Origin of the sequence: Streptomyces antibioticus (assembly GCF_002019855.1) — a bacterium.
Taxonomy (GTDB): domain Bacteria; phylum Actinomycetota; class Actinomycetes; order Streptomycetales; family Streptomycetaceae; genus Streptomyces; species Streptomyces antibioticus_B.
Genome location: NZ_CM007717.1, coordinates 2,502,192 through 2,520,535, shown reverse-complemented (window position 1 = coordinate 2,520,535; position 18,344 = coordinate 2,502,192). Strand labels below are relative to the sequence as shown.

The 18,344-nt window shown below is 71.8% G+C and carries 16 protein-coding genes and 1 riboswitch; of the genes, 12 read left to right on the top strand and 4 right to left on the bottom strand.

The features are described 5' to 3' along the window. Nucleotides 1-47: 47 nt before the first annotated feature. From qcrC to AFM16_RS11225, 5 genes are all read left to right on the top strand, one after another. Nucleotides 48-860, top strand: coding sequence for a cytochrome bc1 complex diheme cytochrome c subunit (gene qcrC / locus AFM16_RS11245; RefSeq protein WP_030794584.1), 813 nt, complete (start codon nt 48-50; stop codon nt 858-860). Next, a complete protein-coding gene (gene qcrA, locus AFM16_RS11240; protein WP_030794589.1) occupies nt 857-1,915 on the top strand; it encodes a cytochrome bc1 complex Rieske iron-sulfur subunit in 1,059 nt (352 codons plus the stop codon). Before qcrC ends, qcrA begins: the two co-directional genes overlap by 4 nt. Then, on the top strand, nt 1,912-3,549 hold the full coding sequence (qcrB, locus tag AFM16_RS11235) for a cytochrome bc1 complex cytochrome b subunit (protein ID WP_030794592.1): 1,638 nt from the start codon (nt 1,912-1,914) through the stop codon (nt 3,547-3,549). Before qcrA ends, qcrB begins: the two co-directional genes overlap by 4 nt. Nucleotides 3,550-3,692: 143 nt before the next feature. Continuing rightward, nucleotides 3,693-4,757, top strand: coding sequence for an anthranilate phosphoribosyltransferase (gene trpD / locus AFM16_RS11230; RefSeq protein ID WP_078633201.1), 1,065 nt, complete (start codon nt 3,693-3,695; stop codon nt 4,755-4,757). A 75-nt stretch (nt 4,758-4,832) separates the two neighbouring features. Then, nucleotides 4,833-4,949, top strand: a riboswitch (SAM riboswitch). 131 nt (nt 4,950-5,080) lie between these two features. Further along, nucleotides 5,081-6,442 carry an aminotransferase class V-fold PLP-dependent enzyme gene (locus AFM16_RS11225; protein WP_078633200.1) on the top strand — a complete coding sequence of 454 codons (1,362 nt, stop codon included), beginning with the start codon at nt 5,081-5,083 and terminating at the stop codon, nt 6,440-6,442. Nucleotides 6,443-6,483: 41 nt separating this feature from the next. Here AFM16_RS11225 and AFM16_RS11220 read toward each other — a convergent pair whose 3' ends face one another. Together AFM16_RS11220 and AFM16_RS11215 are read right to left on the bottom strand one after the other, a co-directional pair. Then, the gene (locus AFM16_RS11220) at nt 6,484-6,765 is read right to left on the bottom strand and encodes an Lrp/AsnC family transcriptional regulator (protein WP_030794599.1); all 282 of its coding nucleotides are present in this window, start codon (nt 6,763-6,765) and stop codon (nt 6,484-6,486) included. Beyond that, complete coding sequence (locus tag AFM16_RS11215) at nt 6,762-7,490, bottom strand: rhomboid family intramembrane serine protease (protein WP_030794603.1); 729 nt, start codon at nt 7,488-7,490, stop codon at nt 6,762-6,764. Before AFM16_RS11215 ends, AFM16_RS11220 begins: the two co-directional genes overlap by 4 nt. A 182-nt stretch (nt 7,491-7,672) precedes the next feature. On the opposite strand from AFM16_RS11215, the gene AFM16_RS11210 reads away from it, so the two are divergent. From AFM16_RS11210 to AFM16_RS11190, 5 genes are all read left to right on the top strand, one after another. Continuing rightward, entirely contained in the window at nt 7,673-7,912 is a 240-nt protein-coding gene (locus AFM16_RS11210; RefSeq protein WP_030794607.1) for a hypothetical protein, read from the top strand. Nucleotides 7,913-7,949: 37 nt separating this feature from the next. Continuing rightward, nucleotides 7,950-9,293 (top strand): NYN domain-containing protein, encoded by a 1,344-nt coding sequence (locus AFM16_RS11205; RefSeq protein ID WP_030794619.1) that lies wholly within the window; start codon nt 7,950-7,952, stop codon nt 9,291-9,293. Between the two features lie 210 nt (nt 9,294-9,503). Next, nucleotides 9,504-10,544: a C40 family peptidase gene (locus tag AFM16_RS11200; RefSeq protein ID WP_030794620.1), complete on the top strand. Its 1,041-nt coding sequence runs from the start codon at nt 9,504-9,506 to the stop codon at nt 10,542-10,544. A 211-nt stretch (nt 10,545-10,755) separates the two neighbouring features. Next, the gene (locus tag AFM16_RS11195) at nt 10,756-11,778 is read left to right on the top strand and encodes a C40 family peptidase (protein ID WP_078633199.1); all 1,023 of its coding nucleotides are present in this window, start codon (nt 10,756-10,758) and stop codon (nt 11,776-11,778) included. A gap of 82 nt (nt 11,779-11,860) precedes the next feature. Further along, a complete protein-coding gene (locus tag AFM16_RS11190; protein WP_078633198.1) occupies nt 11,861-13,051 on the top strand; it encodes a hypothetical protein in 1,191 nt (396 codons plus the stop codon). Here AFM16_RS11190 and AFM16_RS11185 read toward each other — a convergent pair. Further along, complete coding sequence (locus AFM16_RS11185; protein WP_078633197.1) at nt 13,039-13,569, bottom strand: PadR family transcriptional regulator; 531 nt, start codon at nt 13,567-13,569, stop codon at nt 13,039-13,041. The two genes, AFM16_RS11190 and AFM16_RS11185, sit on opposite strands and share 13 nt — an antisense overlap. Nucleotides 13,570-13,694: 125 nt before the next feature. Here AFM16_RS11185 and AFM16_RS11180 point away from each other — a divergent pair, with 125 nt between their 5' ends. Then, nucleotides 13,695-15,017, top strand: coding sequence for an MATE family efflux transporter (locus AFM16_RS11180; RefSeq protein ID WP_078633196.1), 1,323 nt, complete (start codon nt 13,695-13,697; stop codon nt 15,015-15,017). Between the two features lie 30 nt (nt 15,018-15,047). Beyond that, the gene (locus AFM16_RS11175) at nt 15,048-16,190 is read left to right on the top strand and encodes a glycosyltransferase family 4 protein (protein WP_078633195.1); all 1,143 of its coding nucleotides are present in this window, start codon (nt 15,048-15,050) and stop codon (nt 16,188-16,190) included. Between the two features lie 58 nt (nt 16,191-16,248). Here the strand turns inward: AFM16_RS11175 and AFM16_RS11170 are convergent, their stop codons facing one another. Next, nucleotides 16,249-18,045, bottom strand: a complete 1,797-nt coding sequence (locus AFM16_RS11170; protein ID WP_030794634.1) for an AMP-dependent synthetase/ligase — start codon at nt 18,043-18,045, stop codon at nt 16,249-16,251. Between the last annotated feature and the right edge of the window lie 299 nt (nt 18,046-18,344).

Here is an 18,344-nt window from a genome sequence, read left to right as displayed (position 1 = left end):
CACTTCCAGAAGCATCGACGCAGAAGATCCTGACACCGGGGTAATCCGTGAAAAAGCTCTCCGCACGACGACGCCATCCGCTGGCGGCGCTCGTCGTCCTACTCCTCGCGCTGGCGTGCACGGGGGGGCTGTACGCCGCGTTCGCGCCCGCGAGCAAGGCGCAGGCAGATGAAACCGCCCAGTCCCTGGCCATCGAAGAGGGCAAGAAGCTCTACGCCGTAGGCTGCGCAAGCTGCCACGGCACCGGCGGTCAGGGCAGTTCCGACGGTCCGAGCCTGGTCGGCGTGGGCGCCGCGGCCGTCGACTTCCAGGTCGGCACCGGGCGTATGCCGGCGGCGACCTCCCAGGGCGCCCAGGTGCCCAAGAAGAAGGTCATCTATTCGCAGGCCCAGATCGACCAGCTCGCCGCGTACGTCGCCTCCCTCGGCGCCGGCCCGAACGTCCCCACCGAGGCCCAGTACGGCCCGGAGGGCGCCGACATCGCCAAGGGCGGCGAGCTGTTCCGCACCAACTGCGCGCAGTGCCACAACTTCACCGGCAAGGGCGGTGCCCTCACCAAGGGCAAGTACGCCCCGACCCTCGAGGGCGTGGACCCGAAGCACATCTACGAGGCCATGCAGACCGGCCCGCAGAACATGCCCTCCTTCCCCGACACCACGCTGTCGGAGCAGAACAAGAAGGACATCATCGCGTACCTGCACGCGGTCAACAGCGACGAGACGGTGAACCCGGGCGGTCTGGAGCTGGGCGGCCTCGGCCCCGTCAGCGAGGGCCTGTTCGCCTGGATCTTCGGTCTCGGCGCCCTGATCGCGGTCGCCGTCTGGGTCGCCGCTCGGACCGCAAAGGCCAAGAAGTCATGAGTAGCCAAGACATTCCAGAAGAGAACCTGCCCGCAGAGCAGGACCACGCGCACGGTGCGGTCACCGTGGCGGACGAGAAGAACCCGTTCGCCGACCCGGGACTGCCGCCGCACGAGCACCGGATCCAGGACATCGACGAGCGGGCCGCCAAGCGGTCCGAGCGTGCGGTCGCCTTCCTGTTCACGCTCTCGATGCTCGCGACCGTCGGCTTCATCGCGTCCTTCGTGACGATCCCCGCCGACAAGTCGATCTTCGTGTTCCCGATCGGCCACATCAGCGCACTGAACTTCGCGCTGGGTCTGACCCTGGGCACGGCGCTGTTCACCATCGGCGCCGGCGCGGTCCACTGGGCCCGCACCCTGATGTCCGACGTCGAGGTCGCCGACGAGCGGCACCCGATCGCCGCCTCCCCCGAGGTGCGCGCCAAGGTCCACGCGGACTTCAAGGCGGGCGCCCAGGAGTCGGCGATCGGCCGCCGCAAGCTGATCCGCAACACGATGTTCGGCGCGCTCACCCTGGTGCCGCTCTCCGGTGTCGTGCTGCTGCGCGACCTCGGCCCGCTGCCCGAGGACAAGCTGCGCCACACGCTGTGGGCCAAGGGCAAGCTGCTCGTCAACATGAACACGAACGAGCCGCTGCGTCCCTCGGACGTCGCCGTCGGTTCGCTCACCTTCGCCATGCCCGAGGGCCTGGAGGAGCACGACGAGAACTTCCAGAACGAGATCGCCAAGGCGGCCCTGATGATCGTCCGGCTCCAGCCGGAGAACATCAAGGACAAGCGCGAGCTCGAGTGGTCGCACGAAGGCATCGTGGCGTACTCGAAGATCTGCACCCACGTCGGTTGCCCGATCTCGCTGTACGAGCAGCAGACGCACCACGTGCTGTGCCCCTGCCACCAGTCCACCTTCGACCTCTCCGACGGTGCCCGAGTGATCTTCGGCCCGGCCGGTCACGCCCTGCCGCAGTTGCGCATCGGCGTGAACGACGAGGGCTACCTCGAGGCGCTCAGCGACTTCGAAGAGCCCGTCGGTCCTGCCTTCTGGGAGCGCGGATGAGCACCACAGAGAACACCGAGGCCCGCGAACGCGGCAAGGCCCCGGCCGGCGAGCGCATCGCCGACTGGGCCGACGGCCGGCTGGGGATCTACTCCCTGGCCAAGGCCAACATGCGGAAGATCTTCCCCGACCACTGGTCGTTCATGCTGGGCGAAGTCTGCATGTACAGCTTCCTCATCATCATCCTGACCGGTGTCTATCTGACGCTGTTCTTCCACCCGTCGATGAACGAGGTGGAGTACCACGGCAGTTACGTCCCGCTCCAGGGACAGCTCATGTCGGAGGCGTTCAGCTCGACGCTGCACATCTCCTTCGACGTGCGCGGCGGTCTGCTGATCCGGCAGATCCACCACTGGGCGGCGCTGATCTTCCTCGCCGGCATGTTCGTGCACATGATGCGCGTGTTCTTCACGGGCGCGTTCCGCAAGCCGCGTGAGATCAACTGGCTGTTCGGCTTCCTGCTGTTCGTCCTGGGCATGTTCACCGGTTTCACCGGCTACTCGCTCCCTGACGACCTGCTCTCCGGCACCGGTGTCCGCTTCACCCAGGGCGCCATCCTGTCGATGCCGATCGTCGGCACGTACATCTCGATGTTCCTGTTCGGCGGGGAGTTCCCGGGCCACGACTTCGTGGCGCGGTTCTACTCGATCCACATCCTGCTGCTGCCGGGCATCATGCTCGGCCTGATGGTGGCGCACCTGATCCTGGTCTTCTACCACAAGCACACGCAGTTCGCGGGTCCCGGCAAGAACAACAAGAACGTCGTCGGCATGCCGCTGCTGCCGGTCTACATGGCCAAGGCCGGAGGCTTCTTCTTCCTGGTCTTCGGTGTGATCGCGATCATCTCCGCGGTCACCCAGATCAACCCGATCTGGGCGCTCGGCCCCTACCGTCCGGACCAGGTGTCCACCGGCGCCCAGCCCGACTGGTACATGGGCTTCGCCGAGGGTCTGATCCGCTTCATGCCGGGCTGGGAGATCAACATCTGGGGCCACACGCTGGTCCTGGGCGTGTTCATCCCGCTGGTGCTCTTCGGTGTCGTCCTCGCGGCGCTCGCCGCCTACCCCTTCATCGAGTCGTGGGTGACCGGCGACAAGCGCGAGCACCACATCCTGGACCGCCCGCGCAACGCGCCGACCCGCACCGCGCTCGGCGTCGCCTGGGTCACGATGTACATGATCACGCTGGTGGGCGGCGGCAACGACCTGTGGGCCACGCACTTCCACCTGTCGATCAACTCGATCACCTGGTTCGTCCGGATCTTCTTCTTCGTCGGACCGGTCATCGCGTACATCCTCACCAAGCGGATCTGCCTCGGCCTCCAGCGCCGGGACCGGGAGAAGGTGCTGCACGGCCGGGAGACCGGCACCATCAAGCGCCTGCCGCACGGTGAGTTCATCGAGGTGCACGAGCCGCTCAGCCAGGAGCAGCTCTACACGCTCACGGCCCACGAGCAGTACGAGCCGGTCGCGATCGGCGCCACGGTCGACGAGAACGGCGTCGAGCGCAAGGTGAAGGCCACCGAGAAGCTGCGTGCCAAGATCAGCGGCGCGTACTTCGGCGAGGACCAGCAGATCCCCAAGCCGACCGTCGAGGAGTACAAGGAGATCACGAGCGGCCACGGCCACCACTGATCACCAGGCGTCGCCACGCCCTGAGTGAAGGGCCCCGTCCGGTCTTCGGACGGGGCCCTTCGCCGTGTCCGCGGGCTGGATAGGGTGGGATCACACCCTGTTTGCGCGAGCCAGGCTCGCCCGTACGACACCCAGGAGCGGCTATGAGCGCTGTGACCCCCGCCGGAGGCGACACCGCGGCGGTCCGTTCCTGGCCCGCCCTGCTGAACGGCCTGCTGGCCGGCCGGGACCTGTCGGCGGACGACACCGCCTGGGCGATGGACCTGATGATGCGCGGCGAGGCGACCGACGCCCAGATCGCCGGGTTCGCGGTGGCGCTGCGGGCCAAGGGCGAGACCGTCGCGGAGATCAACGGACTCGTGCGGACGATGTACGAGCACGCCAACCTGATCGAGGTGCCGGGCCGCACCGTCGACATCGTCGGCACCGGCGGCGACGGCGCCAAGACGGTGAACATCTCCACGATGTCCTCGATCGTGGTGGCCGGCACCGGCGCCAAGGTCGTCAAGCACGGCAACCGCGCCGCGTCCTCGGCCTCCGGCGCCTCGGACGTCCTGGAGAAGCTGGGCGTCAATCTGGAGCTGACGCCGAAGCGGGTGGCCGAGGTGGCCGAGGAGGCCGGCATCACCTTCTGCTTCGCCGTCAAGTTCCATCCGGCGCTGCGCCATGTGGGCGCCGCCCGCGGCCAGTTGGGCATCCGTACGGTGTTCAACGCGCTCGGTCCGCTGACCAACCCGGCGAAGGTGCGGGCGCAGGCGGTGGGGGTCGCCGATCCCCGCATGGCGCCGATCGTCGCCGGGGTCTTCGCCGAGCGCGGCCACTCCTCGCTGGTCTTCCGCGGCGACGACGGCTTCGACGAGCTGACGACCACCTCCACCTCCCGGGTCTGGGTCGTCCGTGACGGCACGGTCACCGAGGAGACCTTCGACCCGCGCGAGGTCGGCATCGAGCTGGTCCCGGTGGAGGCTCTGCGCGGCGGTGACCCGTCCTACAACGCGGAGGTCGCCCGGCGGCTCCTCGAGGGCGAGCCGGGCCCGGTGCGCGACGCCGTCCTGCTGAACTCGGCGGCGGCCCTGGTCGCCCTCGACCCGGCCGGCGGGACGCTCGCCGAGCAGATCGCCGCCGGCATGGCCCGCGCCGCCGAGTCCGTGGACTCCGGGGCGGCCCGCCGGGTCCTGGAGCGCTGGGTCACCGCCAGCAACGCCTGACGTGACGGGAATCGCCGTCCCGCGATCCGGACACGGGTTGCGGGACGGCGATCACGTCCCGTAGTTTCTGTACCAGGTCATGAGTGACAGTCATGAGGCCCCGGCCGACTGTCCGGCAACCCTCCGTCCGTGGCGGGGTGCCCCGGGTGAAGACCAGGCCGTAGGCAGCGAGGTCTACGGCAAGCGCGGGCCCCTCTCGACACCAGGGGTCCTGGTCGTTCGAGGGAGTCTTCCGTGAGCCAGCGAATGCGATAGGGCCGCCGAGCCCCGCCTCCGCGCACCCCTTTTCACTCTTCTTCCTTTCCTCTCACGGGAGTTCCGTCATGTCTGTCTCCACCGCTGCCTCCGTCCAGGACGTTTGTGCCCCGCTGCCCGTTCTGGGCTGTGATGTCACCGTCCCGCTCGTCACCGGTGGCGAGGTCACCTACGCCGCGCTCGACTACGCCGCCAGCGCACCGGCGTTGCAGCGGGTGTGGGACGACGTCGCGGCCTACGCGCCGTACTACGGCAGCGTCCACCGCGGCGCCGGCTACCTCTCGCAGCTCTCGACGGACCTGTTCGAGAACGCCCGCGCCACGGTCGCCGAGTTCCTGGACTGCCGCGCCGACGACCAGGTGGTCTTCACCCGCTCCACCACCGACTCCCTCAACCTGCTCGCCGCCGCCCTGCCCGCCGGCTGCCAGGTCTTCGTCTTCGAGACCGAGCACCACGCCTCGCTGCTGCCCTGGCGGGACGCCCGGGTCACCTACCTCGACGCCCCCCGCACCCCGGGACAGGCCGTCGAGACCCTGGAGCGGGCCCTCGCCGACCGCGACCCCTACGGCCCGGCCCTGGTCTGTGTGACCGGCGCCTCCAACGTCACCGGCGAGCTGTGGCCGGTGCGGGAGCTGGCCGCGGCCGCGCACGCCCACGGCGCCCGGATCGTCCTGGACGCCGCCCAGCTCGCCCCGCACTACCCGGTGTCCGTCCGGGACCTCGACGTCGACTGGGTCGCCTTCTCCGGGCACAAGCTGTACGCGCCCTTCGGCTCCGGTGTGCTGGCCGGCCGCGCCGACTGGCTGCGCGCGGCCGACCCCTACCTCGCGGGCGGCGGCGCGAGCCGCAGGGTCACCCGGCGCGAGGACGGGGGAGTGGACGTGGAGTGGCACGACAGCGCGGCCCGCCACGAGGCCGGCTCGCCGAACGTGATCGGCGCCTACTCCATCGCCTCGGCCTGCAAGGCGCTCACCGAGGCCGGTTTCGACACGCTGGTCGCGCGCGAGCGGCAGCTCATCGAGAAGGTGCGCACGGGCCTCGCCGATGTGCCGGAGGTGCGGATCCTGTCGCTCTTCGGCGACGACGCGCCCCGGGTCGGGGTGATCTCCTTCGTCGTCGACGGCTGGAACAGCTCCCACTTCGCCGCCGCGCTGTCCGCCGAGTACGGCATCGGCGTCCGCGACGGCCTGTTCTGCGCCCACCCGCTGGTGCGCACCCTGCTGGGCGGTGCCCCCGAGGCGCAGGGCGAGTGCGGGGCCCCCGAGGCGGCGCCGGGCGAGAAGTCCCTCAACGCCATCCGGGTGAGCTTCGGCGCCGGGACGCCCGACGAGCACGTGGACCGCTTCGTGGCGGCCGTGCGGGAACTGGTCACCGACGGCGCGCGGTGGACGTACCGCACGCAGGACGGCCGCTGCGTCCCGGCGGTCTGAGCTCGGTCTTCCGCAGGGGGCGGCGTCAGGCGGTCACACGGTCAGGAGTCCAGGCCGATCGCGAACGCCGCCTCCAGGTCGTGCTGCGAGTACGTCCGGAACGCCACGTGCGTGTCCGTCGCCTCCACGCCGGGGATCTTGCTGATGCTGCCGGGGATCACGTCGGCCAGGTCGTCGTGCCGCTTCACCCGCACCATGGCGATCAGGTCGTAGGTCCCGGTGACGGAGAAGACCTCGCTGACGCTCTCCAGCGAGGCGATCCGCTCGGCGATCTCGGGGATCCGGTCCACGCTGGTCTTGATGAGGACGATCGCGGTGATCACGGCTGGTTCTCTCCCTCGGGGGCCGGAGCGGGCGTGGCCCTCACTCTAGTCCCAGGACGAAACCGCGCCCACGCGTAGCCGAGGCCCAGGCCGAAGCCCACCAGGTGCGCCAGATAGGCCACGCCGGGGCCCTGGGGCGCCCGTCCCGCCGCCACCCACTGGAGGGCCGCCCAGCAGGGCAGCACGACCCAGGCGGGGAAGCGCAGCGGCAGGAAGAACAGGAACGGCAGAAGACTGGTCACCCGCGCCCGGGGGAACAGGTACAGAAACGCGCCCAGCACCGCGGAGATCGCCCCCGACGCCCCCACCAGCGAGGCCGGCGACCCGGCGTTGGCCGCGGCGTACCCCAGCAGCGCCAGGTAGCCGCAGCCGACGTAGAACAGCGTGAACTGGACGCGGCCCATCCGTTCCTCGGTCATCACGCCGAAGACGTAGAGGAAGAGCATGTTGCCCAGGAGGTGCACCCAGCTACCGTGGATGAACAGCGCCGTCGCCGGGGTCAGCGCGGCCCGCGGGGAGTCCGCGAACAGTTCCACCGGGATCACCCCCCAGCGGCGGAAATAGGCGCGCTGGGCGGCGAGCAGGGCGTCGCCGGAGCCGTAGGCGGGATCGAGGCCCGCGGCCGGGCCCAGCACGAAGATCGCGGAGCACACGGCGATCAGCACGTGCGTCACCGGCGCCCGTCGGAACGCGGCGCCGAGGGGGCCGCTCCACTTGCCGATCATGAACACAGAGCATGACGTAACGGGACGCACTCGCCCGTACCGCCTCGCCGCCGTGGACGGACGGGCGGTGAGGACCCGCCAGGCCGTAGGGTTACGAGCCATACACGGCGGGGAGCCTCCGGCCCGACCCGTTCGTACCAGCGACACCAGCGACCCGACACCAGAAGGAGCGGACAGTCACCATGACGGTTCCCCTGCCGACCGCCACCACCCGGTGGCGCTGCACCCTGTGCGGCAACCTCACCCGGTTCGACGTCACGCGTTCGTCGAAGGCCGTCGAGTACGTCCACCTCGACCTGGCGGGCGAGCCCAAGGTGGAGGAGCGCGAGGTGGTCAGTGAGACCATCGAGTCGGTGCGGTGCCGCTGGTGCAACGCCGTGGACCAGGTGGAACTCGTGGATCGGCCGGGCGCCGGCTCCTGACCGGAGCCGGCCCCGTACACGTATTGGGGTGTGACGGATGGTGGAGAGCGCAGGCGGGGGGCCGGGCGACGGCGCCGCTGAGGTGCTCGACCGTCCGCTGCCCGACGGGGTGCGCCGCCGGGTCGTGCAGATCGTCTCGGACGGCTTCGGCGGGCTGACCGTCGGCGAACTGCCCGCGCAGTTGCGGCAGTACGCCCGGTTCGCCCCGAACCGCCGGGCGAAGTTCGCGGGCAACGCGATGGCGGCCGCGCTGGAGACCGACGCGCTGTTCCGGCAGCGCATCGCCGAGAAGTTCAGAGAAGCCCAGCCGGAGCTGTCCGGCGCCCTCGACTCCGGCTCGCCGACCCCGGCCGCGGACCCGCTCGACGTGGCGGCCGCGGCCTATGTGCTGCGGCCCGTCGGCTGGGTGAAGCTGGTCACCGCGGCGGGCGAGGAGGCCCAGCGGGCGGACGCCGAGCGCGTCGACGACGAGACGCGGGCCGAACTGGCGCGGCTGCGCGAGGAACTGGACCGCGCCCGGGAGCAGAGCCGGGCGGACACCGAGCGGCTGCGCACCGAGCTGGACGCGGCGCGCAAGGAGACGGAGTCCCTGCACCGCAAGCTGCGTTCGGCCCTCAGCGACGTGAAGCGGGGCGAGGCGGCCCTGCGCAAGGTGCAGGCCGAGACGGAGGCCGTGCGCGCCGAGGGGCAGACCCAGGTGTCCGCCGCCGAGAGCGAGGCCCGGCGGCTCAAGGCGCGGCTCGGCGAGGCGGAGGCGGCCCTGGAGGCGGCCCGCCGGGCGGCCCGCGAGGGGCGCAGCGTCGAGGACATGCGGGTCCGGCTGCTGCTCGACACCGTGCTCGACGCGGCCCAGGGGCTGCGCCGCGAACTGGCGTTGCCGCCGGTGTCGGTGCGGCCCGCGGAGACGGTCGACGCGGTCGAGCCGGGCCGGATGACCCCCAAGGACATCGCCGCGCGCGCCCTGTCGGAGAACGACCCGGCCATCATCGACCAGTTGCTCGCCCTGCCCCAGGCGCATCTCGTGGTCGACGGCTACAACGTCACCAAGACCGGCTATCCGCAGATGCCGCTGGAGAAGCAGCGGCTGCGGCTGCTGGGGCAGCTCTCCCAGCTCGCGGCGCAGACCGGCGCCGAGGTCACCTGTGTCTTCGACGGGGCCGAACTGGCCGCCCCGGTGCTGCTCGCGCCGCCGCGCGGGGTGCGGGTGCTGTTCTCCAAGGCGGGGGTGACCGCCGACGAGCTGATCCGCCAGCTCGTGCGCGCGGAGCCGCCCGGCCGGCCGGTGATCGTCGTCTCCACCGACCGCGAGGTGGCCGACGGCGTCGCCAAGGCGGGGGCCCGTCCGGTGGCTTCGGCGGTCCTCCTCAAGCGCCTGTCCTGAAGGTCGATGTTGCAGGTTTAACGCCCGAATTGGCGGAATCGTCACGCAACGTAGCGTCAACCCGGCATCACCGCACGTGAGTTAGTTGAAAAAACTGCGTTGCGTGAGGTGTTTTTGTGGCTGGGGATTTGAAGTGATCACGGCCGGGTCACTAAGGTCTGGGCTCGAACCTCCACACGGGTGATCACTCAAAAGAAGGAGCCCGTCTCCGTGGCGTCCCACCGTCGACCGAAGCAGCCGAGTCGCGCGCGCGTGACCGTGCTCACCACCGCAGCCGCCGCTGCCGTCGCGCTCAGCTCCCAGGCAGCCAACGCGGCGCCGAGCGAGAAGCCGAGCAAGGACGAGGTGAAGACGAAGGTCGACAAGCTCTACGAAGAGGCGGAGCAGGCCACCGAGAAGCTCAACGGCGCCACGGAGAAGCAGGAGAAGCTCCAGAAGGAGATCTCCACCATCCAGGACAACGTCGCCCGTGGCCAGGAGGAACTGAACGCGCTCCGCGACTCGATGGGCCTGGCGGCCGCCGCGCAGTACCGCACCGGCACCATCGACCCCTCCCTCCAGCTCTTCCTGTCGGCCGACCCCGACGACTACCTGGACAAGGCGTCCGCCGCCGACCAGCTCAGCGCCCAGCAGGTCGAGGCGCTGAAGAAGATCCAGGTCAAGCAGCGCGAGCTGGCGCAGGACCGCGCCGAGGCGTCCGACAAGCTCAAGGACCTCGCCTCCACCCGGACCGAGCTGGGCAAGAAGAAGAAGGAGGTCCAGGGCAAGCTCGCCGAGGCGCAGAAGCTCCTCAACTCCCTGACCGCCAAGGAGAAGGCCGAGCTGGCCGCCGAGCAGGAGCGCGCCAACCGCTCCTCCTCCGCCCGCGTCGACCTGGGCAACTCCACGCCCGCCTCCGGCCGCGCCGCCGCCGCCTTCTCCGCCGCCCAGTCCAAGCTGGGCACCCCGTACGTCTACGGCGCCACCGGCCCGTCCTCGTACGACTGCTCGGGCCTCACCTCCTGGGCCTACGCCCAGGCCGGCGTCGGCATACCCCGGACCTCCGAGGCGCAGTCCACCATCGGCACGAAGATCTACTCGTCGAGCCAGCTCCAGGTCGGCGACCTGGTCTTCTTCTTCGGCGACCTGCACCACGTCGGCCTGTACGCGGGCAACGGCCAGATCATCCACGCGCCCCGCAGCGGCACCGTCGTGCGCTACGAGTCGATGAACACCATCGGCGGCCCGTTCATGTTCGGCGTCCGCGTCTGACCGGAGCCCCGCCCCGCCGGTCCAAGATCAGGACACGGCACCGCCCGAACGGGCGAATTACGACGACCCGAAGTGACCCCACGCCCCGCCGGTGACCTGCGTCAGCGGCGGGGCGTCACTGTGCGTGCCGTGCGGAGGTCTTTGGTCACCCCCTGGACTCGGGGCTACTGTCTGCCGCGTTTCGTCAGCCAGGGGAAGGAGCGCGGCTTCCGTGGGGTCCCATCGCCGCCTTGCACCGTCCGGGTTCGACCGGGGTGCCACCTGCGCCCTGTCCGCGCTGTCCGCCGCGGCCGCCGCTCTCGGCGCCCTCGCCGCCGTACCGGCCTCGGCCGCGCCGCACGAGGACACCCGGGCCGAGGTGGACCGGCTCTACGCGGAGGCCGAGAAGGCCACCGAGGCGTACAACGAGGCCGGGGAGCGCGCCGACGTCCTGCGCGAGCAGGTCGGCGCCGCCCGGGACGCGATCGCCCGGCAGCAGGGGCACATCAACGACCTGCGGGAGGAACTCGGTTCGCTGGCCGGGGCGCAGTACCGCTCCGGCGGCCTCGACCCCTCCCTGGCGCTGCTGTTCTCCGACGACCCGGACGACTACCTCGACAAGGCGTCCGTCCTGGACCGCATCACCGCCCACCAGGCCGGGGAGCTGAAGGAACTGCGGGGCGCGGTCCGCGAACTCGCCCAGGACCGCACCGAGGCGGCCCGCAAGCTCGCCGATCTGGAGGCGAGCCGCAAGGCCGTGGTGCGCCACAAGCGGACCGTCGAGGACAAGCTCGCCCGGGCCCGTCGGCTCCTCAACTCCCTGCCGTACGCCGAGCGCGCGGCCTGGGACCGGGCCTCCCGCTCCGGCCGCTCGGGTCTTCCGGGGCTCTTCGGCGACGTGCCGGCCTCGGGCCGGGCGGGCGCCGCGCTCGCCGCCGCGCGGTCCGCGCTCGGCCGGCCGTACGTGTGGGGCGCCAACGGGCCCTCCGGCTTCGACTGTTCGGGCCTGGTGCAGTGGTCGTACGCGCAGGCCGGGGTCGCCCTGCCGCGCACCTCGCAGGCCCAGGCGCACGCGGGGCGGCGGGTGCCGCTCTCCCAGGCCCGGCCGGGGGACATCGTCACCTACCGCTCCGACGCCAGTCATGTCGGCATGTACGTCGGCAACGGCCAGGTCATCCACGCCCCCTACCCGGGCGCGCCGGTGCGCTACGACCCGGTCGGGATGATGCCGGTCTCCTCGGTGACCCGGCCCTGACACAGCCCCGACCCGGCCCTGATCCGGTCCGCCCCGCCCCTGACCGGCGCCCGGCCGGGCCGGCCGCCGTACGATCGGGAGGATGGCTGGTCACGGGCGGGCGCGCGGATCCGGGGTGGTGGCGCTCTGTCTGCTGCTCGTCTCCCTGGTGGCCTGCGGCGGCCGGGCCCCGCAGGACGGCGTGCGCTCCGAGGTGCAGCGGGTGCTGGACCGGCGGGCGGCGGCCGTCCTCGCCCAGGACGCCCGCGCGTACGCGGCCACCGGCGGCGCCCCCTCCTACGCCCGGCTGCGGGCCGTGCCGCTGGCCGCCTGGTCGTACCGGGTGACCGAGGTGCGCCGGGACGGCGACACGGCGACCGCCGACGCCGAGCTGAGCTACCGCGTCGAGGGCCACGACAAGGCTCCAGTGACCACCGCCCGCACCCTGCGGCTCGTCCGGTCCGGGGACGGACGGTGGACGGTGGCCTCCGAAAGGCCCGCGCCGAAGGCCGCCGAGCAACTGTGGGACCAGGGCGCGGTGAGCGCGGTGCGCGGCGCGCACAGTCTGGTCCTGGGCGCCGGGCAGAGCCGACAGCGGCTGCGGGAGTTCGCGGACCTCGCGGACGGCGCGGTCCCGGCGGTGTCGGCGGCCTGGGGCACCGGCTGGGCGGGGCGGGTCGTCGTGCTGGTGCCGAAGTCGCTCGACGACATGGCGGGGCTGCTGGGCTCGCCCGCCTCCTCCTACCGGGGGATCGCGGCCGTCACCACCGGGGAGACCGGCGGCGGGGCGAAGGCGCCAGCGGACCGGATCGTGGTCAATCCCGACGCCTACGCCATGCTCGGGCACCTCGGACGGCAGGTCGTGCTGACCCACGAGACCACCCATGTCGCCACCCGCGCCCACACCAACGCGGCCACCCCGCTGTGGCTGTCCGAGGGGTACGCCGACTGGGTCGGCTACCGCGAGACCGGCCGCACCCCGCGCGAGGCCGCCCCCGAGCTGGGGAGCGCGGTCGCCCGGGGGGAGCTGCCGGAGGAGCTGCCCACCGACGAGGACTTCGGGTTCTCCGGTGACGGGGGCCGGCTGGCCCGGGCGTACGAGGGCGGCTGGCTGGCCTGCCGGCTGATCGCCGAGCGGTGGGGCGAGGTGAAGCTGGACGCGTTCTACCGGGCCGTGGGGGCGCACGGGACGCGGCCGGGGGCGGTCGAGGGGGCGCTGGAGAGCGTGCTGGGCGTCTCGGAGGCGGACTTCACGGCGAGCTGGCGGGAGTATCTGGTCGCTCAGCTCCGCTGAGCCAGCGTCTCCAGGGCCTCGCGCAGCCAGGTCCGTTCCGCCTCGCCGGTGGCCCGGGCGACCCGCAGGACGCCCTGCCGGAACAGGTCCCCGGCGTCCTCCGCCCGCACGGGCCTGCCGTCGTCGTAGAAGAAGCTGGTCGGGGTCTCCAGGAACTCCAGCCGGCGGCGCAGGACGGCCGCCTGCTCGGCGGGGTCCGGCAGATACCGCAGGAACGCCAGGACCGTGTTGAAGCGGACGTGGTCGCTGATCTCGGCCGGCTTGGGGTGCCGGAGCCGCTCCAGGAGGGTGGCGCGGCCCCGGTCGGTGAGGGACAGCACCCTGCGCGGGGCGGCGCTCACGCCGTCCTCGGTGCGCTGGTCGAGCGCGCCCGCGGCGACCAGGCGGGCGATGGCCGGGTAGAGCGCGCCGTCGCTGACCGGGCGGACATGGCCGGTCAGGGCGGTGATGCGTTCCTTCAGCTCGTAGCCGTGCAGAGGCTCCTCGGCGAGGAATCCGAGGATCGACAGCTCCAGCATGGTTCTCCTGGTCTTCGGGGCTGGGGGGGGCTCCGGGTCGTCCCTTGCGGTCGTGACGTGCCCCATGCTACCTCTTTTCGAGCTACCTCGATTCGAGGTAGCTCGAAAAGAGGGGGACTCTCGTCATGGACCGTCACCGGCGGCAGCTCGTCGCGCTCGCCCACCCCGTCTACTTCTCGCTGCTCGCCCCGGTCGCCGCCGGGATCGTCAACACCGTGTGGGTCTCCCGGCTCGGCGGTCCGGCGGTCGCCGCCGTCGCGGTCGCCACCACCACCGAGAACGTGCTGCTCGGCGTCGCCCTCGTCTTCGCCTCCGGCACGACCGTGCTCGTCGCGCACGCCCGGGGCGCCCGGGACCCCGCCGCCGTGCGCTCGGCCGTACGGGGCGGCTGGGCGCTGTGCCTCGCGGTGACCCCGGTGGTCGCGGTGGGAGGCTACGCGCTGCGCGAGCCGCTCGCCCGGCTCGTCCTGGGCGGCGCCGGGGGTCCCGCGGTGCCGCTCGCGGTCTCCTACTTCGCCGTCGCGCTGCCCGGCATCGCCGTCTTCTTCGCCCAGCAGCTCGTCGACGGCATCCTCAAGGGCACCGGCGACACCCGCACCCCGCTGCGCCTCGCCCTCCTGTCGAGCGGCCTGATCCTGGTCTGCGACCCCTTCCTCATCCACCTCTACGGCGTTCGGGGCGCCGCCCTCTGCACCGTGCTGTGCCGGGGCGTGGCCCTGGCGGCGGGCCTGCTGGCGCTGCGCCGCAACGCCCTGCTGCGCTCGGCCGCCACCCGGCCCGCCTCGGGCACCGTCGCCGCCCTGCGGCGGACCCTGACGACCGGTCTGCCCATGTCCGCCGACTTCACCGTCCGGCAGGCCGGGGCGCTTGCCCTGGTGGCCGTCGTGGCGCGGCTGGGGGTGACGGCGGTGGCGGCGTACGCGATCGCCTACAAGGCGCTCTACGTGGCGACCATGGCCTTCTACGCGGTACGCCAGGCCGCCGCCATCCACACCGCGCACACCCGCGGCGAGGGCCGGCAGGAACGGCGGGCGATCGCCCGGCAGGCCGTGCTCCTGTCCGGCGCGCTGGGACTCGCCGCCGGCCTGCTGCTGGCCGCCACGGCCCCCTGGATCATGGCGGCCTTCGGCGCGGGCCCGGCCGTGGCCCACGAGGGCGTGCTGTTCCTGCGCTGCGTCGGCCCGTACCTGCTGCTGACGGCCGGCTGCATCGCCCTCGGCGGCGTCTTCGAGGGCAGCGGCGGAGCCCCCGTGCTGCTCCGGGTGACCGCCCTCGGCACGGCCGTCCAACTCCCCCTCGCCGTCGCCCTGTCGGGCCTCGGCCTGCCGGGGGTGTGCCTGGCCCTGGCCCTCGGGATGGCCGTCCAGTGCGCGGCCCTGAGCGTGGTCCTACGGCGCACCTGGCACGAGGAGACGCAGCCGGCGCCCGTGCCGACGGGAGTGAGCTGACCCGACGGGACGGGGATAAGGTCGTCCGCGATGCACAAGACCCTGATCGTGACCAACGACTTCCCGCCCCGGCCCGGTGGTATCCAGGCGTTCCTGCACAACATGGCGCTGCGGCTCGACCCGGACCGGCTCGTCGTCTACGCCTCGACCTGGAAGCGGTCGCGGGACGGTGTCGAGGCGACGGCCGCCTTCGACGCCGAGCAGCCCTTCACCGTCGTACGGGACTCCACGACGATGCTGCTGCCGACGCCCGGGGCGACCCGGCGGGCCGTCGGGCTGCTGCGGGAGCACGGGTGCACGTCGGTGTGGTTCGGGGCGGCCGCGCCGCTCGGGCTGATGGCGCCCGCGCTGCGCAGGGCCGGTGCCGAGCGGCTGGTGGGGACCACGCACGGGCACGAGGCCGGGTGGGCCCAACTCCCCGCGGCCCGGCAGCTCCTCGGGCGGATCGGGGAGGGCACGGACACGCTCACCTACCTCGGCGAGTACACCCGCTCCCGGATCGCCACCGCGCTGAGCGCCGAGGCGGCCGGACGGATGGTCCAACTGCCGCCCGGCGTCGACGAGAAGACCTTCCACCCGGGGTCGGGCGGCGACGAGGTGCGGGCCAGGCTCGGGCTGACCGACCGGCCGGTGGTCGTGTGCGTCTCGCGGCTCGTGCCGCGCAAGGGCCAGGACACGCTGATCCGCGCGATGCCCCGCATCCTGGCCGCGGAACCGGACGCCGTCCTGCTGATCGTCGGCGGCGGGCCGTACGAGAACGACCTGCGCAGGCTCGCCGAGGAGACCGGCGTGGCCGCCTCCGTGCGGTTCACCGGCGCCGTGCCCTGGGCCGAACTGCCCGCGCACTACGGCGCCGGGGACGTCTTCGCGATGCCCTGCCGGACCCGGCGCGGCGGCCTGGACGTCGAGGGGCTCGGGATCGTCTACCTGGAGGCGTCGGCGACCGGCCTCCCGGTGGTCGCCGGGGACTCCGGGGGCGCGCCCGACGCCGTGCTCGACGGGGAGACGGGCTGGGTCGTGCCGGGCGGCTCCCCGGCGGACGCCGCCGAGCGGATCACCGTCCTCCTCGGCGACGCCGAACTGCGCCGCAGGATGGGGGAGCGGGGCCGTCGCTGGGTCGAGGAGAAGTGGCGCTGGGACCTGCTCGCCGACCGGCTGAAAGCCCTGCTGTGACGCAGAAGGCGCGGGCCCCCGTCGAGGAGGACCCGCGCCGACTCGGCCGTAGGAAGGGCTACTTGGCGTACAGCGCCTCGATCTCCGCCGCGTAATCCTTCGCCACCACGTTGCGCTTGAGCTTCAGCGACGGCGTCAGATGACCCGAGTCCTCCGTGAACTGGGCGGACAGGATACGGAACTTGCGCACCGACTCCGCCTTCGACACCGCCGCGTTGCCGTCGTCGATCGCCGACTGGACGGCCGCCACCAGATCCGCGTCGTCCCGCAGCGAAGCCGCCGTGGAATCCGCCGGCTTGCCGTGGTCGGCGGCCCAACGGCCCAGGAACTCCTCGTCGATGGTGACCAGCGCGCCCACGAACGGCCGCCCGTCGCCCACCACCATGCACTCCGCGACCAGCGCGTGCGCCCGGATGCGGTCCTCTATGACCGCAGGGGCGACGTTCTTGCCGCCCGCGGTGACGATGATCTCCTTCTTGCGGCCGGTGATCCGCAGATAACCGTCCTCGTCCAGGGTGCCGATGTCCCCCGTGTGGAACCAGCCGTCGGCCAGCGCCTCGGCGGTCGCGCCCGGGTTGTTCCAGTACTCCTTGAACAAGTGCTCGCCGTGCAGCAGCACCTCGCCGTCGTCGGCGATCCGCACCACCGAGCCCGGCAGCGGCTGCCCGACCGTCCCGATCTTCTGCCGGTCCCACGGGTTGAACGCGGTCGCCGCACAGGACTCCGTCAGGCCGTAGCCCTCCAGGACCGTGAAGCCGATACCGCGGAAGAAGTGGCCCAGGCGCTCACCCAGCGGGGCCCCGCCCGAGATCGCGAACTCGCCGCGGCCGCCCAGCACCGCGCGCAGCTTGCCGTAGACCAGCCGGTCGAAGACCTTGTGCTTGAGCTTCAGACCGAGGGACGGACCCGACGGCAGGTCCAGCGCCCGGCTGTACGCGATCGCGGTGTCCGCCGCCTTGTCGAAGATCGCGCCCTTGCCGTCGGCCTGCGCCTTGGCCCGCGCCGAGTTGTAGACCTTCTCGAAGACCCGCGGCACGCCGAGGATCAGCGTCGGCCGGAAGGACGCCAGCTCGTCCGTGAGGTTCTTGATGTCCGGGACCGTGCCCAGCTTGATCGGCGCCATCATCGGGGCGATCTGCACCAGCCGGCCGAAGACGTGCGCCAGCGGCAGGAAGAGCAGCACGCTGCACTCACCGGTGCGGAACAGCGGGCGCAGCCGCTCCACGATGTTCCCGCACTCGGCGAAGAAGCTGCGGTGGGTGAGCACACAGCCCTTGGGCCGGCCGGTCGTCCCGGACGTGTAGACGATGGTCGCCGGGTCGTCGGCCTTGGCGAGCGAGCTGCGCTCCTCGACCGTGGCGTCGGAGACGTCCTTGCCGAGCCGCCCCAGCTCCTCCACGCCGCCGGCCTCGATCTGCCAGACGTGCTTCAGCGCGGGCAGGGTGTCGCGCACCGACTCGACGGCCGCCGCGTGGGCGTCCAGCTCCACCACGACCGCGGTCGCGCCCGAGTCCGAGAGGATCCACTGCACCTGCTCCGGCGAGCTGGTCTCGTACACCGGCACGGTGACCGCGCCCGCGCACCAGATCGCGAAGTCGAGCAGCGTCCACTCGTACCGGGTGCGCGACATCAGCCCGACCCGGTCGCCCGGCTGGACCCCGGAGGCGATCAGACCTTTGGCGGCGGCGTGCACCTCGGCCAGGAAGGCGGTCGCGGTCACGTCCTGCCAGGCCCCGCCCGCCTTGCGCGCGATGACGGCGACGTCGGGATGCTGCGCGGCGTTTCTGCGGACGATGTCGGTCAGATTGCCGTCCGCGGGGACCTCGTACAAAGCCGGAAGGCTGAACTCGCGCAAGACTGCTGCTCCTCATAGGGCGCCGGCGCCACGACGTTGTGTGATGCGACGGTGCGGTCCACGGCTCGGACGTGCTCAGACATTTCGGTCGTTGAAATCCTGAGCACAACTGGACTGCCCGGACGTTACCCGCCGGTATGGCGTCTTCGACAGGGGGCCCGACGAGATGTTCGCTGCGTCACACGGACTGATATTTCCTTGCGCACAGTAGTCCACCCCTTTACTGACTGGCCAGTAACCGCTATTCCCGCCGCCACTGTTCACGTGTGCCACACACGCCTACGCTTGATCGACATGTC

Bases quoted from the DNA above. Each gene is read 5' to 3' on its own strand.
- qcrB (WP_030794592.1), top strand. From the start codon at position 1,912: ATGAGCACCACAGAGAACACCGAGGCCCGCGAACGCGGCAAGGCCCCG.
- AFM16_RS11210 (WP_030794607.1), top strand. From the start codon at position 7,673: ATGACGGTTCCCCTGCCGACCGCCACCACCCGGTGGCGCTGCACCCTG.
- AFM16_RS11225 (WP_078633200.1), top strand. From the start codon at position 5,081: ATGTCTGTCTCCACCGCTGCCTCCGTCCAGGACGTTTGTGCCCCGCTG.
- AFM16_RS11190 (WP_078633198.1), top strand. From the start codon at position 11,861: ATGGCTGGTCACGGGCGGGCGCGCGGATCCGGGGTGGTGGCGCTCTGT.
- AFM16_RS11185 (WP_078633197.1), bottom strand. From the start codon at position 13,569: ATGCTGGAGCTGTCGATCCTCGGATTCCTCGCCGAGGAGCCTCTGCAC.
- AFM16_RS11180 (WP_078633196.1), top strand. From the start codon at position 13,695: ATGGACCGTCACCGGCGGCAGCTCGTCGCGCTCGCCCACCCCGTCTAC.
- AFM16_RS11175 (WP_078633195.1), top strand. From the start codon at position 15,048: ATGCACAAGACCCTGATCGTGACCAACGACTTCCCGCCCCGGCCCGGT.
- AFM16_RS11215 (WP_030794603.1), bottom strand. From the start codon at position 7,490: ATGATCGGCAAGTGGAGCGGCCCCCTCGGCGCCGCGTTCCGACGGGCG.
- trpD (WP_078633201.1), top strand. From the start codon at position 3,693: ATGAGCGCTGTGACCCCCGCCGGAGGCGACACCGCGGCGGTCCGTTCC.
- AFM16_RS11205 (WP_030794619.1), top strand. From the start codon at position 7,950: ATGGTGGAGAGCGCAGGCGGGGGGCCGGGCGACGGCGCCGCTGAGGTG.
- qcrA (WP_030794589.1), top strand. From the start codon at position 857: ATGAGTAGCCAAGACATTCCAGAAGAGAACCTGCCCGCAGAGCAGGAC.